Genomic DNA, 23,127 nt, shown 5'->3' on the forward strand with positions numbered 1-23,127 from the left:
CCGAAATGGAAGAATTAGATCTAATTTTAGAAACGGCAAAGGAGCAAATGCAAGGAACAGTTGATCACTTAAATGTTGCATTTGACAAATTAAGAGCAGGTAAAGCAACTCCTGCTATGTTAAGTTCAGTTCGTGTTGATTATTACGGTAGTTTATCTCCGTTAACTCAAATTGCAAACGTAAATACACCAGATGCAATGACATTGAGCATTCAACCGTACGAAAGAAATTTAATTGGTGAAATCGAAAAAGCAATAATTAATGCTAATTTAGGTTTTGCACCTTCTAACAATGGAGATTCTATTATTATTAGTATTCCACCAGTAACAGAAGAGCGTCGTAAAGAGTTGGTGAAAATGGCGAAAGCTGAAATGGAAAATGCAAAAGTTTCTATTCGTAATGCTCGTCAAGACGCAAACAAAGCGCTGAAAAGTACAAAAGATGCATCTGAAGACATGGTGAAAGATTACGAAACACGTGTACAAGGATTAACGGATAAGTTTTCTAAGAAATTAGAAGAAGCTTTAACGAAAAAAGAAGCTGAAATCATGAAAGTTTAATCTTTCAAGAAAAAATGATATTTTAAGGCAGCGTTTCGCTGCTTTTTTTATTTATTTGCATAATCAATTTCAAAAAATGAAGAACTATTTATTCTTGCTAAATTTTTGTATTTCAATTGCTGCATTTGCTCAAATAAAAGTAAGAGTTTTCGATGCTCAAGATGAATTTCGTTTAACAGGTGCTAACATTTATAGCGATACAAAACAATTTCTTGGTCAAACAGATGATTTGGGAGAATTGAACATCAACGATTCAATTCATTTTATTGATGTGATAAAAAACGGATATTTTACAGAAAGTATTCAGACTAACGGAAAGAAATTAGTCGAAATTATGATGAAACCATCTTTCATTAGTTTAGATGAGGTAACCTTTACCACTAACGATTCTGTAGGACGAAATATCATCATCAAAGCCATTCGCAATCAATCCAAAAACACGATCAAAAAAGGAGGTAATATCTTTTTGAAATCATACACCAAATTCTGGAGTACAGTAAATAATGATTCGATTCCTTATATTATTCAACCACAGAATCAAAAGGATTCTGTCAATAATCAATGGAAAAAACTGTTAGATAATAGCCACTTATTTTTAGGTGAACGTGCGATGGATCATAAAGTTTCGAAACGATTAGGTTTGAAAAATATTGTTCAATCTTCTCGAATTTCTGGTATGCGTTCTCCGTTATATGAATATTTGGCAATGCAACCGATCGTATTTAATTTTGATCAAGATAAAATCAATTTTTTCTTCAATGGAATTGTTAATCCTATAAGTAGAGAAGGTCTTTCTCATTACCGTTATGGTTTTAAAGAAGATATTTTTATTGAAGGAAGAAAAACAGCAGTTGTTAGCTTTTTTCCATCTATCAAATCAGAAAAACGTCAGATCAAAGGAACGCTTTGGATTGATGACAAAACTAATGCTTTAATCAAATTCGAAGGAGAAAATACAAGTGCCAATTATGTTGCGGAGTTAGAAGCTGATTGGAAACTGAACAATGGAACTTGGGTGCCGAATCAGCAAAAATATCGCATGGAGGCCGGAAATTTCAAGGTTACTGAAAAATTAGCATCAGACGATTTTATAGATAAAAAAGAAAAAATATGGATTAATCTCGAAACAACTTTCAAGGATATTCAAAATCCAGCGCATTTCAAACGCAACGAGTTTCTAGGTTATGAAGACGAAATTTCTTTTCAAAATATGAACGAAAAGAAATGGGATAATGTGATGGAAGATTATCGAGATAATTCGTTGTCAAATAAAGAGCGAAATACCTACACAACAATTGATAGTATTGGCAATAAATATAAATTAGAACGTCAAATGAAGTTAATGCGTATTATCAATTCAGGAGGAAAATTATCGTTAGGAAAAGTTGATCTTGATTTGACAAAAATTTTAGCGTTTAATGATTACGAAGGTTTTCGACTTGGGGCTGCTTTTAATACAAACGAAAACTGGAGCGACAAATATTCATTGAATGCGTATTCTGCTTACGGTTTTAAAGACGAAATATTCAAGTTTGGTTTTGGAGGAGATTATTTTGTGAATAAACCTTATTCAGGTCGAATTTTCGCAAAATATTCACAAGATGTTTCTGCTTCTGGAAAAACTCCAATTTTATTACAATCAAATTATACACGTTTAATCAGTGGTGCATTTAGCAATATTTATAACCGCGAATATTTTTCTTTTAAACGATATTCTTTTGGTTATGAACAAGATATATTTAAGAATGTAACCTTCAATATTTCGACAAATTACGAAAAACAACAAGCAGAATTTAATTATTCATTCTTAAATACGAATGGTTGGTACGATTTGTATAACACGCAATTAGCAATTCGTTTTGCACCAAAAGACAAATTTATCAGAACGCCCTACGGAAAAGTGACTGTTAATAGTGGTAAATCTGTTTTCTATGCAACACTAACCAAATATTGGGATGTGTTCAATTCGGACTATAATCCATTGCGTTTTAATGTTTCTTACTTTGATGTTTTTGATACGCGTGTAGGTAAAACCAATTTAAACATCAACGCAGGTTGGGTTGAAGGTAAAATGCCGTTGATGAACTTGTTCGAAGGACAAGGTAATGCAAAACGAAATGATGTTGCTAACTTTGGTGTTGGAGGTTTAACAAATTTCGAAACAATGCGACCAGGAGAATTTTATTCGGATAAATTTGTATCTTTTCAGTTGAAACATATTTTTGCTGGTGTGAAGGTTGGAAACAGAATTATTTTCCCTCAATTTGTTTACCGTGGTGTTTTAGGGGATATGGAAGATAGAGCAGATCATCAAAATTTAGAGTTTAAAACATTGAATCATTATTACCACGAAACAGGAGTTGAAGTAAATAATTTAATTTTCAAAACATTTGGTTTAGGCGCTTTCTATCGTTTAGGTGCATATTCAGAAGAAAAATTTCAAGATAATTTCTATTTAAAATTAACGGTTAATTTGAATTTCTTGTAGGGTGCAATTTTATCATTCTAAATTCGCTTCATAACGCTCATTTTAAAAGCTAAAATCACTTCAAAAAATAAACTAAAATCAAAAATCCTTTACATTTTTATTGAAATTGTAAAGGATTTTTAGGTTGGTTAAAAAATATTCGCAAAAATTATGCCTATAATTTTTATAACTTTAAATAATAACTAAATTTGTAAGGATAAATTAAAAAATTATGCAATCGTACGGAATTAAAGCCTTATTAGAAAAAGGCAAGGATTTGTTGCTACAGGAAGTAGTTGTAAATGGATGGGTAAGATCGTTCAGAAGTAATCGTTTCATCGCGTTGAATGACGGTTCTACAATTAATAATATTCAAGTAGTAGTAGATTTCGAAAATTTTGACGAGTCGATTATAAAACAAATTTCTACAGCTGCGTCTTTACAAGTAAGAGGAGAAGTCGTAGAAAGTGAAGGAGCAGGTCAAGAGATTGAAATCATTGCGAAAGAAATCAAAGTTTTAGGAACTGCGCCGTCAGAAGATTTAAAAGGAACTATTTTACAACCAAAACAGCACAGTTTAGAGATTTTGCGAGAGCAAGCGCATTTACGTTTCAGAACAAATGTTTTTGCTGCAACAATGCGTGTTCGTAATGCCTTAATGTTTGGTATTCACAAATATTTCAACGAAAATGGATTTTGTTACATCAATACGCCTATTATCACAGGTTCTGATGCTGAAGGAGCAGGAGAAATGTTTCATATCACTAACTTAGATATGGATAACCTACCTAAAAACGAAGAAGGGAAAGTAGATTATACACAAGATTTCTTTGGTAAAGCGACGAACTTAACGGTTTCTGGACAATTAGAAGGAGAAACTGCAGCAATGGGATTAGGTAAAATTTATACATTTGGACCTACTTTCCGTGCAGAAAACTCGAACACATCTCGTCACTTAGCTGAATTCTGGATGATAGAGCCTGAAGTTGCATTTTTCCGTTTAGATCAAAATATGGATTTGGCAGAAGATTTCATGAAATCTGTCATCACTTACGCAATGGAAACATGTCAAGATGATTTGAAATTCTTAGCTGAACGATTTGATAAAGAACAAAAACAAAAACCAGAAGCTGAGCGTTCTGAATTAGGTTTGATCGAACGTTTAGAATATGTATTAAACAACAAATTCATTCGTTTAAGCTATACAGAAGCAATTGATATCTTAAAAGATTCTAAACCAAATAAAAAAGGTAAATTTAAATATCCAATCGAAGGTTGGGGAGCAGACCTACAATCTGAACACGAACGTTATTTAGTTGAAAAACATTTTAAAACACCTGTAATTTTATTTGATTATCCAGCGGAAATCAAAGCATTCTATATGCGTATGAATGATGATGGAAAAACAGTTCGTGCAATGGACGTTTTATTCCCTGGTATTGGAGAAATTATCGGAGGTTCTGAGCGTGAAGAGCGTTTAGAAGTTTTAGATGAAAAAATGGAAAAATTCGGAATTGATAAAGAAGAATTATGGTGGTACCGCGACACAAGACGTTTCGGTTCTGTACCACATTCTGGTTTCGGATTAGGTTTAGAGCGTTTGGTATTATTTGTAACTGGAATGGGTAACATTCGTGATGTTATTCCTTTCCCGAGAACGCCGAACAATGCAGAATTTTAATAAGAAATAATTTACACGGATTTATGCTTAAATATTGTAACTTTAAGCTAAATCCGTTTTTTATATAAGCCAAAACCCAAAATATGTTAAAGCAGGAATTAAATTTAAAATTACAACAAAAACTATCGCCTCAACAAATTCAATTAATGAAGTTGGTTCAACTTCCTACGGTTGCTTTTGAACAACGCGTAAAGGAAGAGTTGGAAGAAAACCCTGCTTTGGATGATCAATCTTCTGAATACGATGATGATTATGGAGGAGAGCAGGAAGAATGGGATAGTCAGAATGATGAATATGGCGATGAACAGGTTATCGATACAAGTGATATCAATATTGATGATTATTTGAGCGATGATGATGTCCCAAATTATAAAACATATACAAACAATTATAGTGACGACGATGAAGATAAATCTGTTCCTTATGCTCAAGGAGAGAGTTTTATCGAGTTTTTAACCTCACAACTGTACACTTATCGATTGACTTCAGAACAATTTCAAATCGGTGAATTTATCTTAGGAAATATTGACGACGACGGTTATATGCGTCGTGATATTAAATCTTTGGTAGATGATTTGGCATTTTCACTTAATATTTATACTTCGCCAGAAGAAGTAGAAAATTTGTTGTTGAATTATATTCAACGAATGGATCCAATTGGAGTAGGAGCACGCGATTTGCAAGAATGCTTATTAATTCAGTTAGAAAATAAAACGCAAACACAAGCGGTTGAATTGGCAGAAAAATTAATTAATGAATCATTTGATGCGTTTACTAAAAAGCATTATTCGAAATTAATGGCAAAATATGACGTTGATGATAACGAATTACGCGATGCAATTACAGAAATAGAACGCTTGAATCCAAAACCAGGAAAATCTTTTTCAAGCAGTAGCAAAATTATTGAACAAATTACACCAGATTTTACAATCAATATCAATGATGGAGATTTAGAACTGACGTTAAATAGTCGAAATGTTCCTGAGTTGAAGATATCAAGTGCATTTGCTGAAATGTTGGATACCTATAAGAAAACTGAAAATAAATCGACACAACAGAAAGAGGCTGTGATGTTTGTTAAACAAAAGTTAGACTCTGCAAAATGGTTTATTGATGCGGTTCAGCAACGTCGTAATACGCTTTTGTATACGATGGAAGCGATAATGAAATTTCAAAAAGAATATTTCCTAACGGGTGACGAAACGAAAATCAAGCCAATGATTTTAAAAGATATTTCGGATCGAATTGGAATGGATATCTCGACAGTTTCTCGTGTGGCAAATTCTAAATATGTAACAACACCTTACGGAACATTTTTGATAAAAGATTTGTTCTCAGAATCGTTAACTAATGATGACGGAGAAGAAGTATCTACTCGCGAAATAAAACGTATTTTACAAGATGTAATTGCGGATGAAGACAAGCGTAAGCCTTTAACAGATGAAAAGTTAACAGAAATTCTAAAAGAAAAAGGTTATCCAATTGCTCGTCGTACAATTGCAAAATACCGCGAACAATTAAACATACCAGTTGCGAGATTAAGAAAAGAAATTTAAGAAATTCAATTTATATCAAAAAAAAGAGCTTTTTATAAAGCTCTTTTTTTGTTTTTATCCCAAGTTGTCATCCATTCAAAATAATCATCTTTGTATTGATTATCATTTAATTGAGTGATAATTTTTCGTTGAATATCTTTATTCAAATCATCGTCTATCACAGAAAAATTTAAGAAAATATCTTTTCCAGTTAATTTAGAAAAGAACTGTTCTTCTTTTAATTCGTGTAAAACTTCAATACATTTTTCATTTAATTGATTTTGGAACTGGTAAAACCAATCTTCATCATCGTCATGTTCATCAGCAATTTCTTTACAGATTTGATTGATTTCATTAAAAGATTCTTTTGCTCCCAGATAATCAAATTTCCATTCAGAAGGCTCAAACTTGTAGAAATGAAAATCGTCCTCATCTGCAACCTGTTCCAAATATTCAGTAGAATTTGCAGAAGGGTGAATGGCTATTTTCGACTCATTATTGCACAAAGCAAAGGCATATAGGTCTAGTGAAGGATTTTCGTTATAAATTTCTAAAAAGGCTTGTTTGGTAGATTGAGCTAATTTATTTTTGAATTCATTGAAATCCATTCATTTATATTTTTTATTTGGCTGTTATTATTTTTCTTGAAATGTAGTGAAATTCTCTATATATTAAAAGTTTGTTGATTTATTTTTTTAAGACAAATTCTTATTTCTTTTCCATCTTATAGAACAATAAAATAACAAAACTGATCGCAAATGAAACACCCATTGCAAGCGCAGAAGCTTTCATTCCGCCCGAATATTCTATCAATAAACCATAAATAACTAAACCTAAGAACAAAGCAAATTTTTCGAATACATCATAAAAACTAAAATAGGTTGTTGTATCTTCTGTTTCAGGTAATAATTTTGCATAAGTAGAGCGCGATAATGCTTGTAAACCGCCCATTACCAAACCAACCATTGCAGCCATAATATAGAATTGTGTTTTGACATTTGCATCGTTTTTATTGATTAAATAACCTATAATACAGGTTATAATCCAGATGAATATACCGATAAGTAATGTCTTTTTATTGCCGATTTTTCCTGATAAATAAGAGAAAAACCATGCGCCTAATACAGCTTCGATTTGAATTAATAATATAGTCATAATTAATTCCGTAGATTGCATTCCAATTTCTGAGCTTCCAAACATGGCGGCCATTAAGAAGATGGTTTGCATCGCTAAGCTATAAAAGAAAAAGCCAGCTAAAAATACACGAATGTTTTTGTATTGATTGAGGTCGTGAAAAGTAAGTTTCAAATTTCTAAAACTTGACTTGATGATGTCTTTTGGAATTTCTCGTTCAAATTTGTGATTGGGTAATTTACTTAATGCAATTTGTCCGAAACCTAACCACCAAACACCTGTTAATAAGAAACTTATTCGTGTAAACATACCTTGATTTTCTTCTGGCGCAAATTGTATCATTGCCAAACAAATTGTCAATAAAATAACTGATCCAATGTAACCAAACATATAACCTTGTGCCGAAACTTTATCCATTTTCTCTTCCGAAACAATTTCTGGTAAATAGGCATTGTAAAACACTAAACTTCCCCAAAAACCAATACTTGCGGTGATGTTGAGCAATAAAGCCAACCAAACCAAATCGCTCGATGTAAAGAAAAACATTCCAATACATGAAAAAGAACCTAAGTAGCAAAAAAAACGAAGAAATTTGATTTTATTCCCAATTAAATCAGCAATTGATGACAAAACTGGTGATAAAACGATGACAAAAAAGAAAGCAATTGCCAACGAAAAATTGAACGCTGATTCTGGTAATAGACCTAAGAACTTGATCGGATTGTTGTCCGTATCATAGGTCATTGCAGTATAATAAACGGGGAAAATAGCAGAAGCAATAACCAAAGAATGAACAGAATTTGCCCAATCGTAAGAAATCCAAGCTTTTATCAGTTTGGGATTATCTTTTGTATTCATAAATTTTTGATAGAATTGTTGTTAAACTTAAAAATAATTAATTAATATTTTTTAAATAAAATTTTAAGTCTGAAAATTTTATCTATGATGAATTGGATTATTTTTTTCTTCTTACAGGTTCTTTATCGAGTACTTTTTGTGTATTCTCGTTTTCATTTATTAAAGGTGTATTCTCTTCTTTTTGCTTTGGGCTTCGTAATTTTTCCAATAATCTTTTCGCTTGTTTTGCTTCATCTGTTCCATCATAAGCAGTAACAACAACTTCCAAAGCTTGCTCAAACTCTTCTTGAGATGCGGTTTGTTTCAATGCATAAGCGTTTAAAAGTACAAATTTGGCAATAATAATTTCAGTCGGAAATTTTACAATTGCATCTTGAACTTTTTGCTTTACTTCTTCATACTTTTCTTCTTTGTACAAATCATACGCTATTTTATATGCTTCTACAGCTTCTTTTGTTTCTGGAGTGATGTATTCAACTTCTGGATTCAAAATATAGCCAGCGTAAATTGTATTTGGATAATTTGTTAAGATTTCTTCTTTGTATTGATTCTCTAATTTTTGATCGCGATTCTTGTAAATACGATACAATTGATACGTAGCTTTTAACTTAACATCATCTGATTTTGGAGGAGTTGCAATCAAGTTTTTTAACTCTTTTCCTGCTAATTCGCTGTTATTGAATGTATCAAAATAACCAATTCCTAAAGCTAATTGTGTTGTATCACGTTCAACTTTTAAATCATTTAATTGTTTAGTAGTAGAAGGAATTTGCTCCAAATAATACTCAATTTCAAAACGTCTTGGATTTCCAGCAGAAACCTGTCCCGTTAATTCGGCCTGTTTATCTTCTATTACGGTACTAATAGCATTAGAATTACGCCAATTATCTTTCAACGAAATTCCACCCCAAATACGTTGAAACTCCTGTTGACCAGATGATTTTAAACCTTGATTATAAAAATAAAATTTTCCTTTATCGGCATTATTAAAACTTGAAGTAAAACTTGATGTTTTGGTTTCTAATTGAAAAGTTTCCATTTCTTTTCGTTCTTCTTCCGCTTGTTTTTCTTCTTTTTTCTTTAATTTATCAATATAATCTGTAAAAAATTTGGTTTGTTCTTCTTTCGGAAGTTTTGCAATTTTTAGAATAGAATCGTTTTTCTGAACCAAATAATGTTTTTCCATTAATTTTTTCAACACATCATTTCGTTGCTGAATTCTTGCTTGATCTTCCTTTAAATTATAAGTTGTTTGAGCCGAATCGTAGTAAGCCGAAGCATACACATAGTCGTTTTGCTTGAATTTTATATCACCATAATTTTCGTAAGCGCGCCCACGAATATAAGGATCAGACATGGGATCTTTCAAACTCAGTTTGGCGTATTCTACCGCATCATCCATTTTATCTGCACGAAAAGCCATTTCCGAAATACCATAATACAATTCGTTTTTCTTTGATGTATATATTCCTTTTTTGGCAATATCAAGCAAATTCTGTTTGTAATTTCCGTAGTTATTAATTGCAGGATCAAAATTAGCAGCAATCGCTAATTGCGATTTAATTTCTAAGTCAAAACCAGGAGCCATTTTATACACTTTTGTAAACGCTTCTCCAGCTTCTTGTTGTTTTCCAAGTTTTGAAAAAACTTGTCCCATTGTATAAAATAAACGCACTCGTTCTTCTTTATTCGATGAGTAGTATTCTGCTTTTTGTAATGGATCTAATGCTTCTTCGTACTTTTTTTGATCAATTAAAAACTGAGCATACGTTCGCGCAATCATAGTTTTTAGCTCTTTACTTTTATACAGATCATTTTCGTATAAATTTTGTAAAGTTTCAGCTCCATCAAAATAATTTCCACCTTTTATTTCGGCAACTGTTTTATACACATTTGCCTCTTGTGCATATTTAGAACTTTTAAAATTCTTTACAACATAGTTTAAGGCATCTAAAGCTTCAAAATATTTTTGTTGATAGAACAGAGATTTTCCGATTAATAGATACGCACGAGCCATCAAAGGATTTTTTTCTTGTCCTTTAATTAACATCGAGTGTTTTTCGATTGCTTTAGCAGCTTTAGCTTCAACAGCAGCAAATCCTATAGGTTTCTCTACTTTATCCTGATTATTACGATTTCCACCTCCAATTCCAAAATTAGGTGTATTAAATTCAGTTAAATTGGTTGAATCCGAAACAGAGAAATATTCTATTCCAATAGGTAAAATCTTAGCGTAATTCTCAATATAATTTGTCTGTAGTTCAGTATTTTTTTTATCTAATTCGTCTTCAGCATTAAATACCCCATTAAACCATGACGTCATCTTATGATATTGTCGGTTTTTGAAACTATTTTTTTGTGTTGAACAGCCGATTAAAAAACTAGCGGCGAAAATACTCAGTATAATCTTTTTCATGATAGCGAATAAAAACAAATCTACAATAAAACGTTCGATTAGAAAAAATCTTGTATCCTTCGGAAATTTAAGATAATTTTATATGGAATAACGATAATTTAGACACTTGTTAAATTAGAAAGATTATAAAATGATTGCTAACAATTTAGCTTTAATGTAATTACTTATTTCGTTAGAAAAATCATTACAAAAGTTGTTAAATTATTAAGAATATTCACTTAAATTCGACCAATAATAATGTTTTAAAGGAACAACATGAAAGCTTTTTTAGCGAAAATTTTTGCAAAATACATTGTCAATAAAGAACAAAAATGGATTAAACATCCTTTTGAAACTCAAGACAGCATTCTAAAAGAGTTAATTGTAGCTGCAAAAAATACAACCTTTGGAAAAGATCATCATTTTGATCAAATCAATACGTACGAAGATTTTAAAAACCATGTTCCAGTCAACGATTACGAAGGTTTAAAACATTATTTTGATGAGGTGATTGCGGGAAAAGTTGATGTGCTATGGCCTGGTAAACCACTTTATCTTGCAAAAACTTCTGGTACAACTTCTGGTGCAAAGTATATCCCACTTACAAAAGAATCTGTTCCAACACATATAAATTCAGCCAGAAATGCATTGTTGCATTATATTCACGAAACAAATAACTCGAGTTTTGTCAATGGAAAAATGATTTTCTTACAAGGAAGTCCTATTTTAGAAGATAAAAATGGGTTGAAAGTTGGACGACTTTCTGGAATTAGTGCGCACTTTGTTCCAAATTATTTACAAAAAAATCGTTTACCATCTTATGAAACCAATGTCATTGAAGATTGGGAAACAAAAGTAGATAAAGTAGTTGACGAAACAGTGAAAGCGAATATGACACTAATCTCAGGAATTCCACCTTGGTTGATTATGTATTTTGAACGATTAATTAAAGTTTCTGGGAAAGAAAATGTTCAATCAATTTTCAAGGATTTACAACTAATGGTAACAGGAGGAGTAAATTATGAACCTTATCGTGAAAAAGTGAATCAGTTAATTGGACGAAAAATTGACTGTATTCAAACATATCCAGCATCAGAAGGGTTTATAGCTTATCAAGATACACAAAAAAGTGACGATTTATTACTGTTATTAAATAATGGAATATTTTATGAATTTATTCCAGTCGAAGAATTTTTTGATGAAAAACCAACTCGTATTTCAATAAAAGATGTAGAAATCGGAAAAGATTATGTGCTTATTCTCAATACCAATGCAGGTTTGTGGGGGTATAATATAGGTGATACGGTTCGTTTTACGTCTACTAAACCATACAAAATTGTTGTTTCTGGACGTATTAAACATTATACTTCGGCTTTTGGTGAGCATGTGATTGGTCATGAAGTTGAGCAAGCATTACAAAAAACAATAGAAAAGTGTGCAGCGAGTGTAAATGAATTTACAGTTGCTCCACAGGTGAATCCTATAGACGGTTTACCTTATCACGAATGGTTAATAGAATTTGACCATAAACCTCAAAATATGTCCGAATTTAATCGTGAATTAGATATTCAAATGCGTTTACAAAATCCGTATTATGACGATTTGATTACTGGAAATATACTTCGTTCTTTAATTATTTCGGTAGTTGAAAAAGATGGTTTTCAACATTACATGAAATCAATAGGGAAACTGGGAGGACAAAATAAAGTGCCTCGTTTATCAAATAATAGAGATATTGCAGATGAATTTTATCAACTTAATTTAATACAAAAAAATTGAACACACACACAACAACAGATAAAATGATTTACAAAACTGTAAAAAGTTCATTGGTAACTTTTTCGCAATTAATGCTTCCATCGCATTCCAATTTTAGTGGAAAAATTCATGGTGGATTCATTCTTTCTCTTCTCGATCAAATTGCATTTGCATGTGCTTCCAAATATTCAGGTAAGTATTGTGTAACGGCATCCGTGGATAGAGTAGATTTTTTAACACCCGTAGAAGTGGGTGAATTATTGACGCTAAAAGCTTCAGTAAATTATGTTGGACGTACTTCTATTGTCGTTGGTATTCGCGTAGAAAGTCAAAACATTCAATCAGGTGAAATTAAACATTGTAACTCTTCTTATTTTACAATGATTTGTAAAGAAGAAAATGGAGAAAAAGCAGAAGCACCGAAATTAATTTTGAAAAACTTGAACGAAGTTCGTCGTTTCTACAAAGCTTTACATCGAAAAGAAGAACACACGAATGCAAAAGAGCAAGTGAAAGACACAATCGATTATAAATCGCAAGAATTAATTGATAATCTTTTACATAATCATTGGGTAAAAATAGAACTTGAAGACACTGTTTCTAAAAGTGTCAAAGTACATAAATAAAACCTGGGTTAGATTCATTATGATTCTAACCCTTTTTTTATAAAAGATTATGATCCTTTTGCTCTTTTTTCTTAATACGATAGGTGAATTGAGATACTTTTATTCCCCAAAGATTTAAGGTTTGAAAAGTAACCAACGTATATTATGCTTAATAAGTTGCGCTCTTTCAATTTTCGTATTGCTCAATATTTTTTAACAACAAGTACACTAATAAATTAACATTGCTTTTGAAGAATTCAAATAAAACATTTACTTTTAGTCCATTAACCTTTTTGATAAAATTATGAATAAAGAACTTTTTAAAACTGTTTTGACAACGCAAATTCCAATTGCGTGGATTGCTGGAGTTCGTTTAGAATCGTGGGAAGAAAATAAAGTTTCAACTAAAGTGAAATATGGTTTTCTCAATCAAAATCCTTTCAAAAGTATGTTTTGGGCAGTGCAAGGTATGGCAGCAGAATTTTCTTCTGGTTTGATGGCGAATGCTAAAATTGAAAAATCAGGTGAAGACATTTCGATGTTGGTTTTGGGAATGCAATCAAAGTATTTGAAAAAAGCGATTGGTAAAATTGTGTTTACATGTGAAGATGGAGAAAAAATAGATTCGGCTATAAAAGAAGCGATCGAAACAAAGAAAGGGATTTCTCTAAACGTAACAAGTAGAGGCGTAGACGAGGAAGGAGATGTAGTTTCTGAATTTCAATTTACGTGGACGTTTAAGTTGAGAGAGAAAAAATAATAGAAAAGCTGAAATTTTATTCAGCTTTTTTTGTGATTTCTTCTTTCAAAATAGTAACAACTTCATCTATTTCTTCAAAATTTAGATGAGCAAATCCTATTCTTATTGCTGTTTGTTTTTTTGTTTGATATAAAATTGTTTGCGGAATAAATAACCCTTTTTTAGCACAATTTCGTTTTAATTCTATCAAATTAATTGATTGATTAAAATTAATCCAAATCGATAATCCACCTGTTGGTACATTAAAATGAAGATGTTGTCCTAATTCAACTTTCAATTTTTTGCAAAAATAATCGCGACGCTCTTGATATGTTTTTCGTAGTTTTTTTAGTATTCGATTGATTTCACCTTCATTAATCATTTCACCTAAAGTTTGTTCTATAAAAGGGTCAACTTGTTGGTCTAAAATAGATAAATGCTTTCGCGCCTCTTCTATAAAATCTTTTGGAGCAACAATAAATCCAATTCGATAGCCTGGCGCAAGGTAATTTCCAAATTTACCCGTGTAAAGTACCATTCCATTCTGATCCGAACTTGCTAACGGAAGAATAGGGTGACTGTTGTAATGAAAATCAAAATCATAATCGTCTTCTACAATTGCAAAACCAAATTCCTGTGAAAGTTGAATCAATTCAATTCGTCTTTTCGAACTTAATGTTACTGTTGTAGGGTAATGATGATGAGGTGTTACATACACAAAACGAATAGTTCGTTGTTCGCACAATGTTCGTAAATCTCTTGTGTCTAAACCAAATTCATCTGTTTTAACTTGAACTATTTTTGAATGTTGTGTCTGAAAAATCATATTACTTTTGTAGTAACTAAGATTTGAAACAGCAACATAATCATTTTGTTTTAAGAGAATTTGAGCAATCAAGAAAAGTGAAATCTCTGCACTTCTTGTGACGACTATATTTTCTTTCAAAATATGTAAACCTCTTGTTAAATTGAGATAATTAGCTAAATTTTTTAGAAAATAGTCGTTTTTTGATTGATTTATCTTCGAAATAGAAGTTTTTCGTTTTAAAATTGCCGAATATAATTTTGCTGGAATTTTTAATTCTGCCAATCGATGATCGATGGTTCCGTCAGTTAAAAACAATCGTTCGTTAAAGCTTTCGTAAGGATTATCCAATAAAATAGATTGTTCAAAATTAAAACCAGTTTTCTTTGGGTAGGAATTGATTGAAAATTGTGTAGGAATCGTAGTTTTCTGAAATTTTTGAGCAAATTGACTCAAGACATAACTTCCTTTATTAGGAACAATCTCTATCCAACCTTGCGCTTCAAGTTCCTGAAAACTATTGACTATTGTGTTGCGATGTAAATTAAGAATCAAACTCAATTGTCTTGTTCCAAGGAGTTTTGTTCCACTTGGTAAATAACCTAATTGTATTGCTTTTGCCAATTGATTTGCCAATTGTAAATAAATCGGAGTTTCTGAAAATCGATTGATTTCAATAAAACTATTGTAGGGTATTTCAGCCGGACTATTCATTAACTAAAAACTGGTATATCTTGATAGTTCGGAAAGATACTACATTCGCAGCAGTTAAACTAAAAGAAAAAAGATTAAGAAGAATGAAAAAGTTTACGCTCGTATTAGCTGTATTAGGCAATAGTGTTTTTGCCCAAATTACAAATGATACAATCGCAATTGGAGAAGTATCTATTTTAGATAATCGTCTAAACACACCACTTTCTAAAGAAAATAGAAATATATATGTTTTAAATAAAACAGAGATTAATAAGTTACCAGCAAAAACAATTCAAGAAGTTTTGCAATATGCTTCTGGAATTGATTTACGACAACGTGGTCCGTTTGGAACGCAAGCTGATATTTCGATGGATGGGGGAAGTTTTGAACAAACACTTATTTTGTTGAATGGTGTAAAAATCATGGACCATCAAACTGCGCATAATGCGTTAAATCTTCCTATTCCTATTGAAGCGATTGATCGAATAGAGGTAGTAAGAGGTCCTGCAGCAAGAGTTTATGGAAACAATAGTTTGACTGGTGTTATCAATATTGTAACGAGACAACCAAAGAAAACAGGTCTTTATGCGAATACTTATTTCGGGACGAATTTTAAAAAAGATAACGAAGATACTGGCGATACATTTACAAGTCGCGGTGTTCAACTTGGAGCTAATTTAGCTAAAGAAACGCATCAACATCAATTGTATGTAAGCCATGATTGGGGGAATGGTTACCGTTACAATACAGCGTATGAGAATAATAAATTGTATTACCAAGGTAACTTCCAATTTGATGAAGAAAATAGTTTGGTTGCATCGTATGGTTATGTGAAAAATGGCTTTGGAGCGAATGGTTTTTACGCATCACCAGGTGATAAAAATTCGAAAGAATTAGTTGAAACCACTTTGGTTAATCTTCAGTCAAAACATAAACTTTCTGATCGAATAACTTTAGTCCCAAAAGTGAGTTATCGTTACAACTTTGATGATTATCGTTATTTTAAGAATGACTTGAATACAGCTCGTTCTAAACACTATTCAAATTCAATTTCTGGAGAAGTAAATTCAACTTATCAATTGAATAAAGGACAAATTGGAGTAGGAGTAGAGTACAGAAATGAACAAATTTCTTCGACAAGTATCAAAAATCATACTCGTGATAATGTTGGTTTTTATGCTGAATACAAAACAGATCTTACACCAAAACTAAATATAAATGTTGGTACTTATGTTAATTACAATTCACAATATGGATGGCAAGCTTTCCCTGGTATTGATGCAAGCTATGCCATGAATTCTAACTTGAAATTTGTAGTAAATGCAGGTTCAAGTCAGCGAATTCCTTCGTTTACAGATTTATATTTGGATCAACGTCCTGGAAATATTGGAAATCCAAATGTAGAATCAGAAAAGGCATTTCAAACAGAAATTGGTTTCAAATACAATAAGAGAAATTTGAGTTTTAATTCCTATTATTTCTATCGTTCGATTACAGATTTTATCGATTGGGTACGTTTAACAACGAATGAGCCATGGCAAGCACAAAACTTTGGCGATTTGAAAACACATGGTTTTAATACGAAGGTGTCATATTTAGCGAACCTATCAACAAATCAAAGTCTGAAATTCTCATTAAGTTATTCTTATCTTGATCCTACGTTCGAAAATGTAGATGAACAATACAATTCTAAATATAAAATAGAAAGTTTAAAACATCAGTCAATCAATACGATAGATTACTCTATTGGAAGTACTACTATAAGTATCGCGAATCGTTATAATACACGTCAATCCTATAAATCATATTGGATTACTGATGCAAGAATAAGTCATTCGTTCAAGAATAATTTAGGAATTTATTTTGATGCTCAAAATATTTTCAATACCACGTATAACGAAGCAGGAGCTATTCCGTTGCCATCGAATTGGATGAGTTTAGGAGTTAAGTTTACAGGAATTTAAATGATGACAACCATTTAATTCTCTTTTAATAGTTTATATTTTTAAAATGCGGTGAGACAACTTTTTCAGAAAAGTTGTCTCTTTTCTTTCACGGATTTTCTGCCTAACTTTACCAAAATTTTTTCAAATGATTATTATAGATTCTCCTTCTCATGATGCATATTTCAATATAGCTTTAGAAGAATACTTGTTGTACAATTATCCTACAGAAGATATTTTTTTATTATATATCAATGCACCATCTATTATTGTGGGGAAATTTCAGAATACGTTAGCCGAAATCAACTTGGATTATGTGACAGAAAATAGCATAAAAGTGGTGCGTCGTATGTCGGGTGGTGGGGCTGTTTATCATGATTTAGGAAATCTTAACTTTTCGTTCCATACCTTGTTGGGTCAAAATGATTTTATGGATTTTTCGACGTTTACAGCACCTGTTGTTAAGTTACTAAATGAATTAAATGTTCCAGCGAAATTAGAAGGTCGAAACGATTTATTGGTTGATGGTAAAAAGTTTAGCGGAAATGCAAAGTTGGCTCGAAATGGAAAAATGATACAACACGGAACAATTCTTTTTAATTCGGATATGTCTGTTTTAGGCGATGCGTTAAAAATCAATCCTTTAAAATATGTGGATAAAGCAATTAAATCTAATCGAGCACGAGTGATTAATTTGATTGAATATTTTCCGAATGAAATGACCACTGACGAGTTGAAAGCCTTGTTGATTGATGAAATGTTAACAACAAACGAAGGTTCATCAATTTACAATTTAACACCAAAAGATTTGAATGGTGTTGCAAAATTAATCGAAGAAAAATACCAAACCTGGGATTGGAATTTTGGATTTTCACCAAAATATAATTTCAAAAATGCAAAGAAAATTCCTGCTGGATTTATCGAAGTTCATTTGGATGTAGAACGAGGCGGAACAATAGAACAAGCCAAAATTTTCGGAGATTTCTTTGCTTCGGAACCGATAGAAGATTTGGAGAATAAATTAATTGGTGTAAAACATAATGAAACTGAAATTACGAAAATTTTAAATTCTGTTGATATCACGGCTTATTTTGGAAAAGTAACATTGGAGGAGATTTTAGAATTGTTTAGATAAATAAGGTTCAATTATCCTTTATAATTTCTTTTGTTTTAGCCGTTTAATTTATATATTTTGATACATTTTTAAGCTTTCATAATTTTTAGTTGTAATGGTTTATGATTATCTTTAAATGATATAAATTATAAAAATATGTTTGATGAATTATTAAAAGAGATTAGAGCTTGTAAAGTGTGCGAACCTTTTTTAGCTCTTGGTGCAAATCCAGTAGTTCAGGCAGCTCCTAACTCTAAAATTGTAATTATTGGGCAAGCTCCAGGATTGAAAGTGCATCAAACAGGTGTGCCTTGGAATGACCCAAGTGGAGATCAGTTGCGTAAATGGTTAAATGTAACAAAAGATCAATTCTATAACCCTGAATTGTTTGCATTAGTTCCGATAGGATTTTGTTATCCAGGAAAAGGGAAATCAGGAGATCTTCCACCAAGAAAAGAATGTGCGCCCTTGTGGCATGCGCGTTTATTGGATGAAATGAAAGAAGTTCAGTTGATTTTATTGATCGGTCAATATGCTCAAAAGTATTATTTGAAAGGGAATATGCACAAAAATATTACAGAAAATGTATTGAATTTTAAGGAATATTTACCACGTTATTTTCCATTGCCTCATCCATCACCACGCAATTTTATTTGGATGAACAAAAACCCATGGTTTGTAGAAAATGTATTACCTGAATTAAAAAATAAAGTAAAAAATAGTTTGTAAATAAGTACTTTTAGGTATGTTGATAATTTATTTAAAGCTATGATTAATCAAGATTTATTAATCCAATTTGGTGGAGAAATTAGAGATTTAAGAAAAAGTGAAATTATTTTTGAGATAGGTCATTTTCCTTCCTATTATTATCAAGTGTTGGAGGGAAAGGTGAAAATGAATAATTTTTCTGACGAAGGGAAAGAGTTTATTCAGAATATTTTCACTAAAAATCAAAGTTTTGGTGAGCCACCTTTATTTGTAGATGAGCCTTATCCTGCAAATGCAATTGCGGTCACAAAAGGGAAAATAATTCAGATTGCTAAAGATTCTTTTTACGAATTATTGCAATCTCATCCAGAAGTTTCTTTGGCTGTGAACAAGAGTCTTGCTCGTCGTTTGTATTATAAATCGGTGATGGCACCAGAGATTTCTTCTCAAAGTCCCGAAAGACGATTAATCAAACTATTGGATTATTTACGAAGTCACAACCAAAATACAGATACAGAATATTTGATTGATTTATCTCGTCAACAATTAGGGGATTTAACCGGATTACGTGTTGAAACTGTTATAAGAACAATCAAACATTTAGAGAAAAAAGGACAGCTCAAAATAAGAGATGGTAAAGTGATTTTGATTGCTAAAGACTAAAATTTTGTATGATATAAAAAGCTGCCCAAGCAACAAATACAATAATAAATACCCAAACCCAAATAGGAATAGTCCTTGGATTTTCGCTCCCTTTAATTATAAAACTTTGATTTTTTCCTGTATCATAGGCGTTGATCATTAGAGGAAGTATTCCATTCACTTTCTCTTGATCAGAAAGTCCTTCTATATGAAGAATTGGTCCATTCGAAACAGTAAACCTGATAAGTTTTAGTCCTTCTTTTTTCTCGAATTTACTAACTATTCTAAGCAGATGTTCACCATCTGTTAATTTTGTTGTATCAAGTTTAAAAGTTACAGGAGGAACCAATTCAGCAATTGGTTTTTCTTCTTCGTCGATGTATAGGTAAACGATTATTTTTTTTTCTTCTGTCATGATTTCTTTTTTCTTAAAATTTTAAAACAATATTTTTGATGTGTTTTTGATCTTTTTCTCCTGGTTTTATAAGAAATTTGAATGAATAGAACAATGTATATAATGTTATAATCGTTATTAGGATAACGATGAACCAATCCCAATTAGATTCGGGACCAGTTCCGTGTGTGAAATCTTGTGTGATTTTTGGTTGTTGAAGTTTACAAGCATCACAAGCCTTTGCATATCCATATCCAAGTAATAATAATAGTCCTATTTTATATTTAATTTGTCTCATTTTATTTGATTTTATCCATTATTTCTTTCACTTCTTCTACTGTTACTTTTTTACCACTGTTACCCCAACTTGCTTTTTCGTAATTTATAATCGCTGTAACATCTTCTGGAGTAAAGCTTGCATTGTCACCTACAGCAGGCATAGAAGCATACTCTGGTCTTGGGTCATATCCTTTCATAATAATGGTGATATACAATTCTAAATTATCCCCCATAACAATAGGACTTCCTTTAAGAGGAGGAAACGCGCCAGGTAATCCCTCGCCATTTGCTTGATGACAACTTGCACAATTGGTACCGAATAACGCTTCCCCATCTGGTAGATTAGTATCGGTAGAATTACCATTCGATTTTTTCTCTTTTTTATATAAAAATTTTACAGGTTCTACATCTTCTGCAAGTTTTACTTGTTGAAGACTTAAGAGATAAGCGACCAAATCTTTCGCATCTTTTGTAGGAACAATTTTTCCTTTGACACCAATTCTAAATTCATCAGGAACATTGACTTCCATTTCTCCTTCGTCAAGAAAATCTTTCGTTGTAAAAAGCCATTTATAAGAAGGCATTACAGATTCGGGAACAACAGCACGAGGATTGTACAAATGCGAATATTGCCATTCCAAACTCGGTTGTTTTTTTCCAATATTAGTTAAATCAGGACCAGTTCGTTCAGTTCCCATTAAAGTAGCTGTATTCTGAAAAAAGTTGATACGTTTATTTCGAGCGTAATCCGCAGCAATACTTGGTCGATCTCCAAAAACTTGATCCATGTCGACATTTCTAATTTGCTGTGTATGGCAAGCAACACAACCTTCTCTGATATAAACTTGTTTTCCATGTGTTTCTTCTGCTGTAGGAGGTTGACTCTGTGGCAATGGTCGATTTATTTTTTCGTTTTTGAAGGCAGGAAGAATACAAATAATTAAGGTAAGAAAAACAAAAAATGCCAATGCCGATGGAAATAGTTTTTTATGATTATTAAAGAAGTCCATTATATTGTAGTTTTATTTGCGTGAATAATATCTAAAAGTTCAGTTGGTGATTCTGGAATTTTTATTTCTTTTTTAGGTTTAATCATTCTATAAAAATTATATGCAAACACAAAATGAGAAATCCACATCATAGTACCACCAATCGCTCGCCATAACCAATAAGGCATCATTGAAATCACTCCATCAAGAAATGGTTTTTTATCCATCCATAATAATCCTTTTTCCGTTGAACCAATCATTAATGAAATAGTATAGACAAGCAAACCTATTAAAGCAAGCCAAAAATGAATACCCACCGTAATACTTGGAGGTTCGTGAGAAGTAATCCTTGGAACAAGTGTGTAGGTAAACGACCATAACATAAATGTGATAATTCCATACATGGTTAAGTGAGAATGCGCAACCGTAAAATCAGTGAAATGCCAAACAAGATTAGTTATTCGAAAGGCTTCAACCGTACCTTGCATTGATCCTGTAAAATAGAAAATGATGGATACCACATAAAAAGGTAATACATAGCTCAGTTTTAAACGATGCCAAGATCCTCTAATAGTCATCATAAAATTAATACTTCCTGCTGCTACGGGAATTATCATACCTACACTTGCAACAATAGCAATGGTTTGCATCCACCATGGAATGGCACTAAATATAAAATGATGAGTCCCAATCAACGTATAAAATAAAATTTGGGTCCAAAAAGCAAGTATACTTAAGCTGTATGAATAGACAGGACTGTTTAATTCTTGTGGAAGGAAATAATACATCAATCCAAGGTTAAAAAACATAAACCACATTCCTACACCTTGATGCATATAATACCCTTGCGTAATTGTCTCACCCAAACCGTCTTGCCAGAATGGGAGGTAGGCTACAAGTAGTATGACAACAACAAACATCATTGCAGAAACAATATACCAATTGGATACGTAAATTTCTTCTGTTTTTCTAGACGAAATGGTTTGAAAATGATTGAAAATACTCAAAAGAATTCCGATAGCAAATAGAAGCATTACTGGCCAAACATATTCTCTATATTCTCCACCGCTATTATTAATACCTGCCATTAAACAAATACTTCCTATTAAGACAGAAGAATTAAGTAATATTAATGAGAGATAAGCAAGGTTTATGCTATATATTTTCGTATTTCCAACACGAGGAATTACATAATATGAAAAACCAACCATCGCAATAGAAGCCCAACCCCAAAACACGATATTGGTGTGTACAGGTCTTAATCTCCCAAAGCTTAGCCAACTTACATGATCAGCATCAGGCGCAACAAATTTTATACCTAAATATTCGCCAATTGTTGTGCCTAAAATAAGCCAAACTATACTACAACCTAAGAACCAAAGGATAATCTTTTTTTCGTTTGTAGGAATTAAGATGCTTTTGCCTTCTTGTCGTTTGCTTTGTAAAAATCGAATATCATGTATTTCATTCATTTGATCCACCAGTCCTCTTGGATCTTCAACGGATGTATTTAACGAAAGTTCATTTCCTAAGAGTTGAAATTCTAATTCTTTTTTCCGTTTTTCAAGTGCAGAAACATCTTCAGGATTCAAGTTTTTTAACTCTCCATAGATTCGTTTAAGCTCTTTTTTTCGCAATACATTCTTAATTAAAGCATTTATTTTTACTAACACAAGAATTAATGCAAAAAATAATGGAATAAAGAGAAGTAATATTGTTAGCTGAAGTCCAGGCTCATTGAGTAAATTATTCATTGTAGATTTTTTTATTGTGATGTAATAAGTTGTACCAATTTAAACCTTATGTGAAAGCAATACCTATGCGTAGA

At 31.8% G+C, this 23,127-nt stretch carries 19 protein-coding genes; 11 read left to right on the forward strand and 8 right to left on the reverse strand.

The window, feature by feature from the left end; translation table 11 throughout:
• Window positions 1-5: 5 nt before the first annotated feature.
• The 4 genes from frr to rpoN all read left to right on the forward strand — a co-directional run bounded on the left by frr (window position 6) and on the right by rpoN (window position 6,264).
• On the forward strand, window positions 6-560 hold the full coding sequence (gene frr / locus IF125_RS06040; protein WP_188320120.1) for a ribosome recycling factor: 555 nt from the start codon (window positions 6-8) through the stop codon (window positions 558-560).
• Window positions 561-636: 76 nt separating this feature from the next.
• Entirely contained in the window at window positions 637-3,048 is a 2,412-nt protein-coding gene (locus tag IF125_RS06045; RefSeq protein ID WP_225541848.1) for a DUF5686 family protein, read from the forward strand.
• A gap of 211 nt (window positions 3,049-3,259) precedes the next feature.
• The gene (gene asnS, locus IF125_RS06050) at window positions 3,260-4,708 is read left to right on the forward strand and encodes an asparagine--tRNA ligase (RefSeq protein ID WP_225541849.1); all 1,449 of its coding nucleotides are present in this window, start codon (window positions 3,260-3,262) and stop codon (window positions 4,706-4,708) included.
• An 83-nt stretch (window positions 4,709-4,791) separates the two neighbouring features.
• A complete protein-coding gene (gene rpoN, locus IF125_RS06055; protein WP_225541850.1) occupies window positions 4,792-6,264 on the forward strand; it encodes an RNA polymerase factor sigma-54 in 1,473 nt (490 codons plus the stop codon).
• A 32-nt stretch (window positions 6,265-6,296) separates the two neighbouring features.
• On the opposite strand, the gene IF125_RS06060 is transcribed toward rpoN, so the two are convergent.
• The 3 genes from IF125_RS06060 to porW all read right to left on the reverse strand — a co-directional run bounded on the left by IF125_RS06060 (window position 6,297) and on the right by porW (window position 10,651).
• Complete coding sequence (locus tag IF125_RS06060) at window positions 6,297-6,851, reverse strand: DUF4303 domain-containing protein (RefSeq protein ID WP_171621764.1); 555 nt, start codon at window positions 6,849-6,851, stop codon at window positions 6,297-6,299.
• Window positions 6,852-6,951: 100 nt separating this feature from the next.
• Complete coding sequence (locus IF125_RS06065) at window positions 6,952-8,235, reverse strand: MFS transporter (protein WP_225541851.1); 1,284 nt, start codon at window positions 8,233-8,235, stop codon at window positions 6,952-6,954.
• Window positions 8,236-8,332: 97 nt separating this feature from the next.
• Complete coding sequence (porW, locus tag IF125_RS06070) at window positions 8,333-10,651, reverse strand: type IX secretion system periplasmic lipoprotein PorW/SprE (protein ID WP_455424161.1); 2,319 nt, start codon at window positions 10,649-10,651, stop codon at window positions 8,333-8,335.
• A 255-nt stretch (window positions 10,652-10,906) separates the two neighbouring features.
• Between porW and IF125_RS06075 the strand changes: the two genes are divergently transcribed.
• The 3 genes from IF125_RS06075 to IF125_RS06085 all read left to right on the forward strand — a co-directional run bounded on the left by IF125_RS06075 (window position 10,907) and on the right by IF125_RS06085 (window position 13,753).
• Window positions 10,907-12,409 carry a GH3 family domain-containing protein gene (locus IF125_RS06075; RefSeq protein ID WP_225541853.1) on the forward strand — a complete coding sequence of 501 codons (1,503 nt, stop codon included), beginning with the start codon at window positions 10,907-10,909 and terminating at the stop codon, window positions 12,407-12,409.
• 23 nt (window positions 12,410-12,432) lie between these two features.
• Window positions 12,433-13,014, forward strand: coding sequence for an acyl-CoA thioesterase (locus IF125_RS06080; RefSeq protein WP_171621787.1), 582 nt, complete (start codon window positions 12,433-12,435; stop codon window positions 13,012-13,014).
• Between the two features lie 283 nt (window positions 13,015-13,297).
• Complete coding sequence (locus IF125_RS06085; protein WP_225541854.1) at window positions 13,298-13,753, forward strand: DUF4442 domain-containing protein; 456 nt, start codon at window positions 13,298-13,300, stop codon at window positions 13,751-13,753.
• A gap of 16 nt (window positions 13,754-13,769) precedes the next feature.
• On the opposite strand, the gene IF125_RS06090 is transcribed toward IF125_RS06085, so the two are convergent.
• Window positions 13,770-15,251, reverse strand: a complete 1,482-nt coding sequence (locus IF125_RS06090) for an aminotransferase-like domain-containing protein (RefSeq protein WP_225541855.1) — start codon at window positions 15,249-15,251, stop codon at window positions 13,770-13,772.
• Window positions 15,252-15,334: 83 nt separating this feature from the next.
• On the opposite strand from IF125_RS06090, the gene IF125_RS06095 reads away from it, so the two are divergent.
• From IF125_RS06095 to IF125_RS06110, 4 genes are all read left to right on the forward strand, one after another.
• Window positions 15,335-17,194, forward strand: coding sequence for a TonB-dependent receptor plug domain-containing protein (locus IF125_RS06095; RefSeq protein ID WP_225541856.1), 1,860 nt, complete (start codon window positions 15,335-15,337; stop codon window positions 17,192-17,194).
• A 127-nt stretch (window positions 17,195-17,321) separates the two neighbouring features.
• Window positions 17,322-18,308, forward strand: coding sequence for a lipoate--protein ligase (locus IF125_RS06100; protein ID WP_225541857.1), 987 nt, complete (start codon window positions 17,322-17,324; stop codon window positions 18,306-18,308).
• Window positions 18,309-18,443: 135 nt separating this feature from the next.
• Window positions 18,444-19,016 carry a uracil-DNA glycosylase family protein gene (locus tag IF125_RS06105; protein ID WP_171621771.1) on the forward strand — a complete coding sequence of 191 codons (573 nt, stop codon included), beginning with the start codon at window positions 18,444-18,446 and terminating at the stop codon, window positions 19,014-19,016.
• Between the two features lie 39 nt (window positions 19,017-19,055).
• The gene (locus tag IF125_RS06110; RefSeq protein ID WP_171622807.1) at window positions 19,056-19,658 is read left to right on the forward strand and encodes a Crp/Fnr family transcriptional regulator; all 603 of its coding nucleotides are present in this window, start codon (window positions 19,056-19,058) and stop codon (window positions 19,656-19,658) included.
• On the opposite strand, the gene IF125_RS06115 is transcribed toward IF125_RS06110, so the two are convergent.
• The 4 genes from IF125_RS06115 to IF125_RS06130 are packed head-to-tail and all read right to left on the reverse strand — an operon-like array spanning window position 19,648 to window position 23,053.
• The gene (locus IF125_RS06115) at window positions 19,648-20,052 is read right to left on the reverse strand and encodes a cytochrome C (RefSeq protein ID WP_171622808.1); all 405 of its coding nucleotides are present in this window, start codon (window positions 20,050-20,052) and stop codon (window positions 19,648-19,650) included. The two genes, IF125_RS06110 and IF125_RS06115, sit on opposite strands and share 11 nt — an antisense overlap.
• 13 nt (window positions 20,053-20,065) lie before the next feature.
• Entirely contained in the window at window positions 20,066-20,329 is a 264-nt protein-coding gene (locus IF125_RS06120; RefSeq protein ID WP_171622809.1) for a hypothetical protein, read from the reverse strand.
• A gap of 1 nt (window position 20,330) precedes the next feature.
• Entirely contained in the window at window positions 20,331-21,320 is a 990-nt protein-coding gene (locus IF125_RS06125) for a cytochrome c (protein WP_171622810.1), read from the reverse strand.
• Window positions 21,320-23,053, reverse strand: coding sequence for a cbb3-type cytochrome c oxidase subunit I (locus IF125_RS06130; protein ID WP_171622811.1), 1,734 nt, complete (start codon window positions 23,051-23,053; stop codon window positions 21,320-21,322). The genes IF125_RS06125 and IF125_RS06130 overlap by 1 nt, the downstream gene beginning before the upstream one ends.
• Window positions 23,054-23,127: the final 74 nt, after the last annotated feature.

Origin of the sequence: Empedobacter stercoris (assembly GCF_020281205.1) — a bacterium.
GTDB lineage: Bacteria > Bacteroidota > Bacteroidia > Flavobacteriales > Weeksellaceae > Empedobacter > Empedobacter stercoris.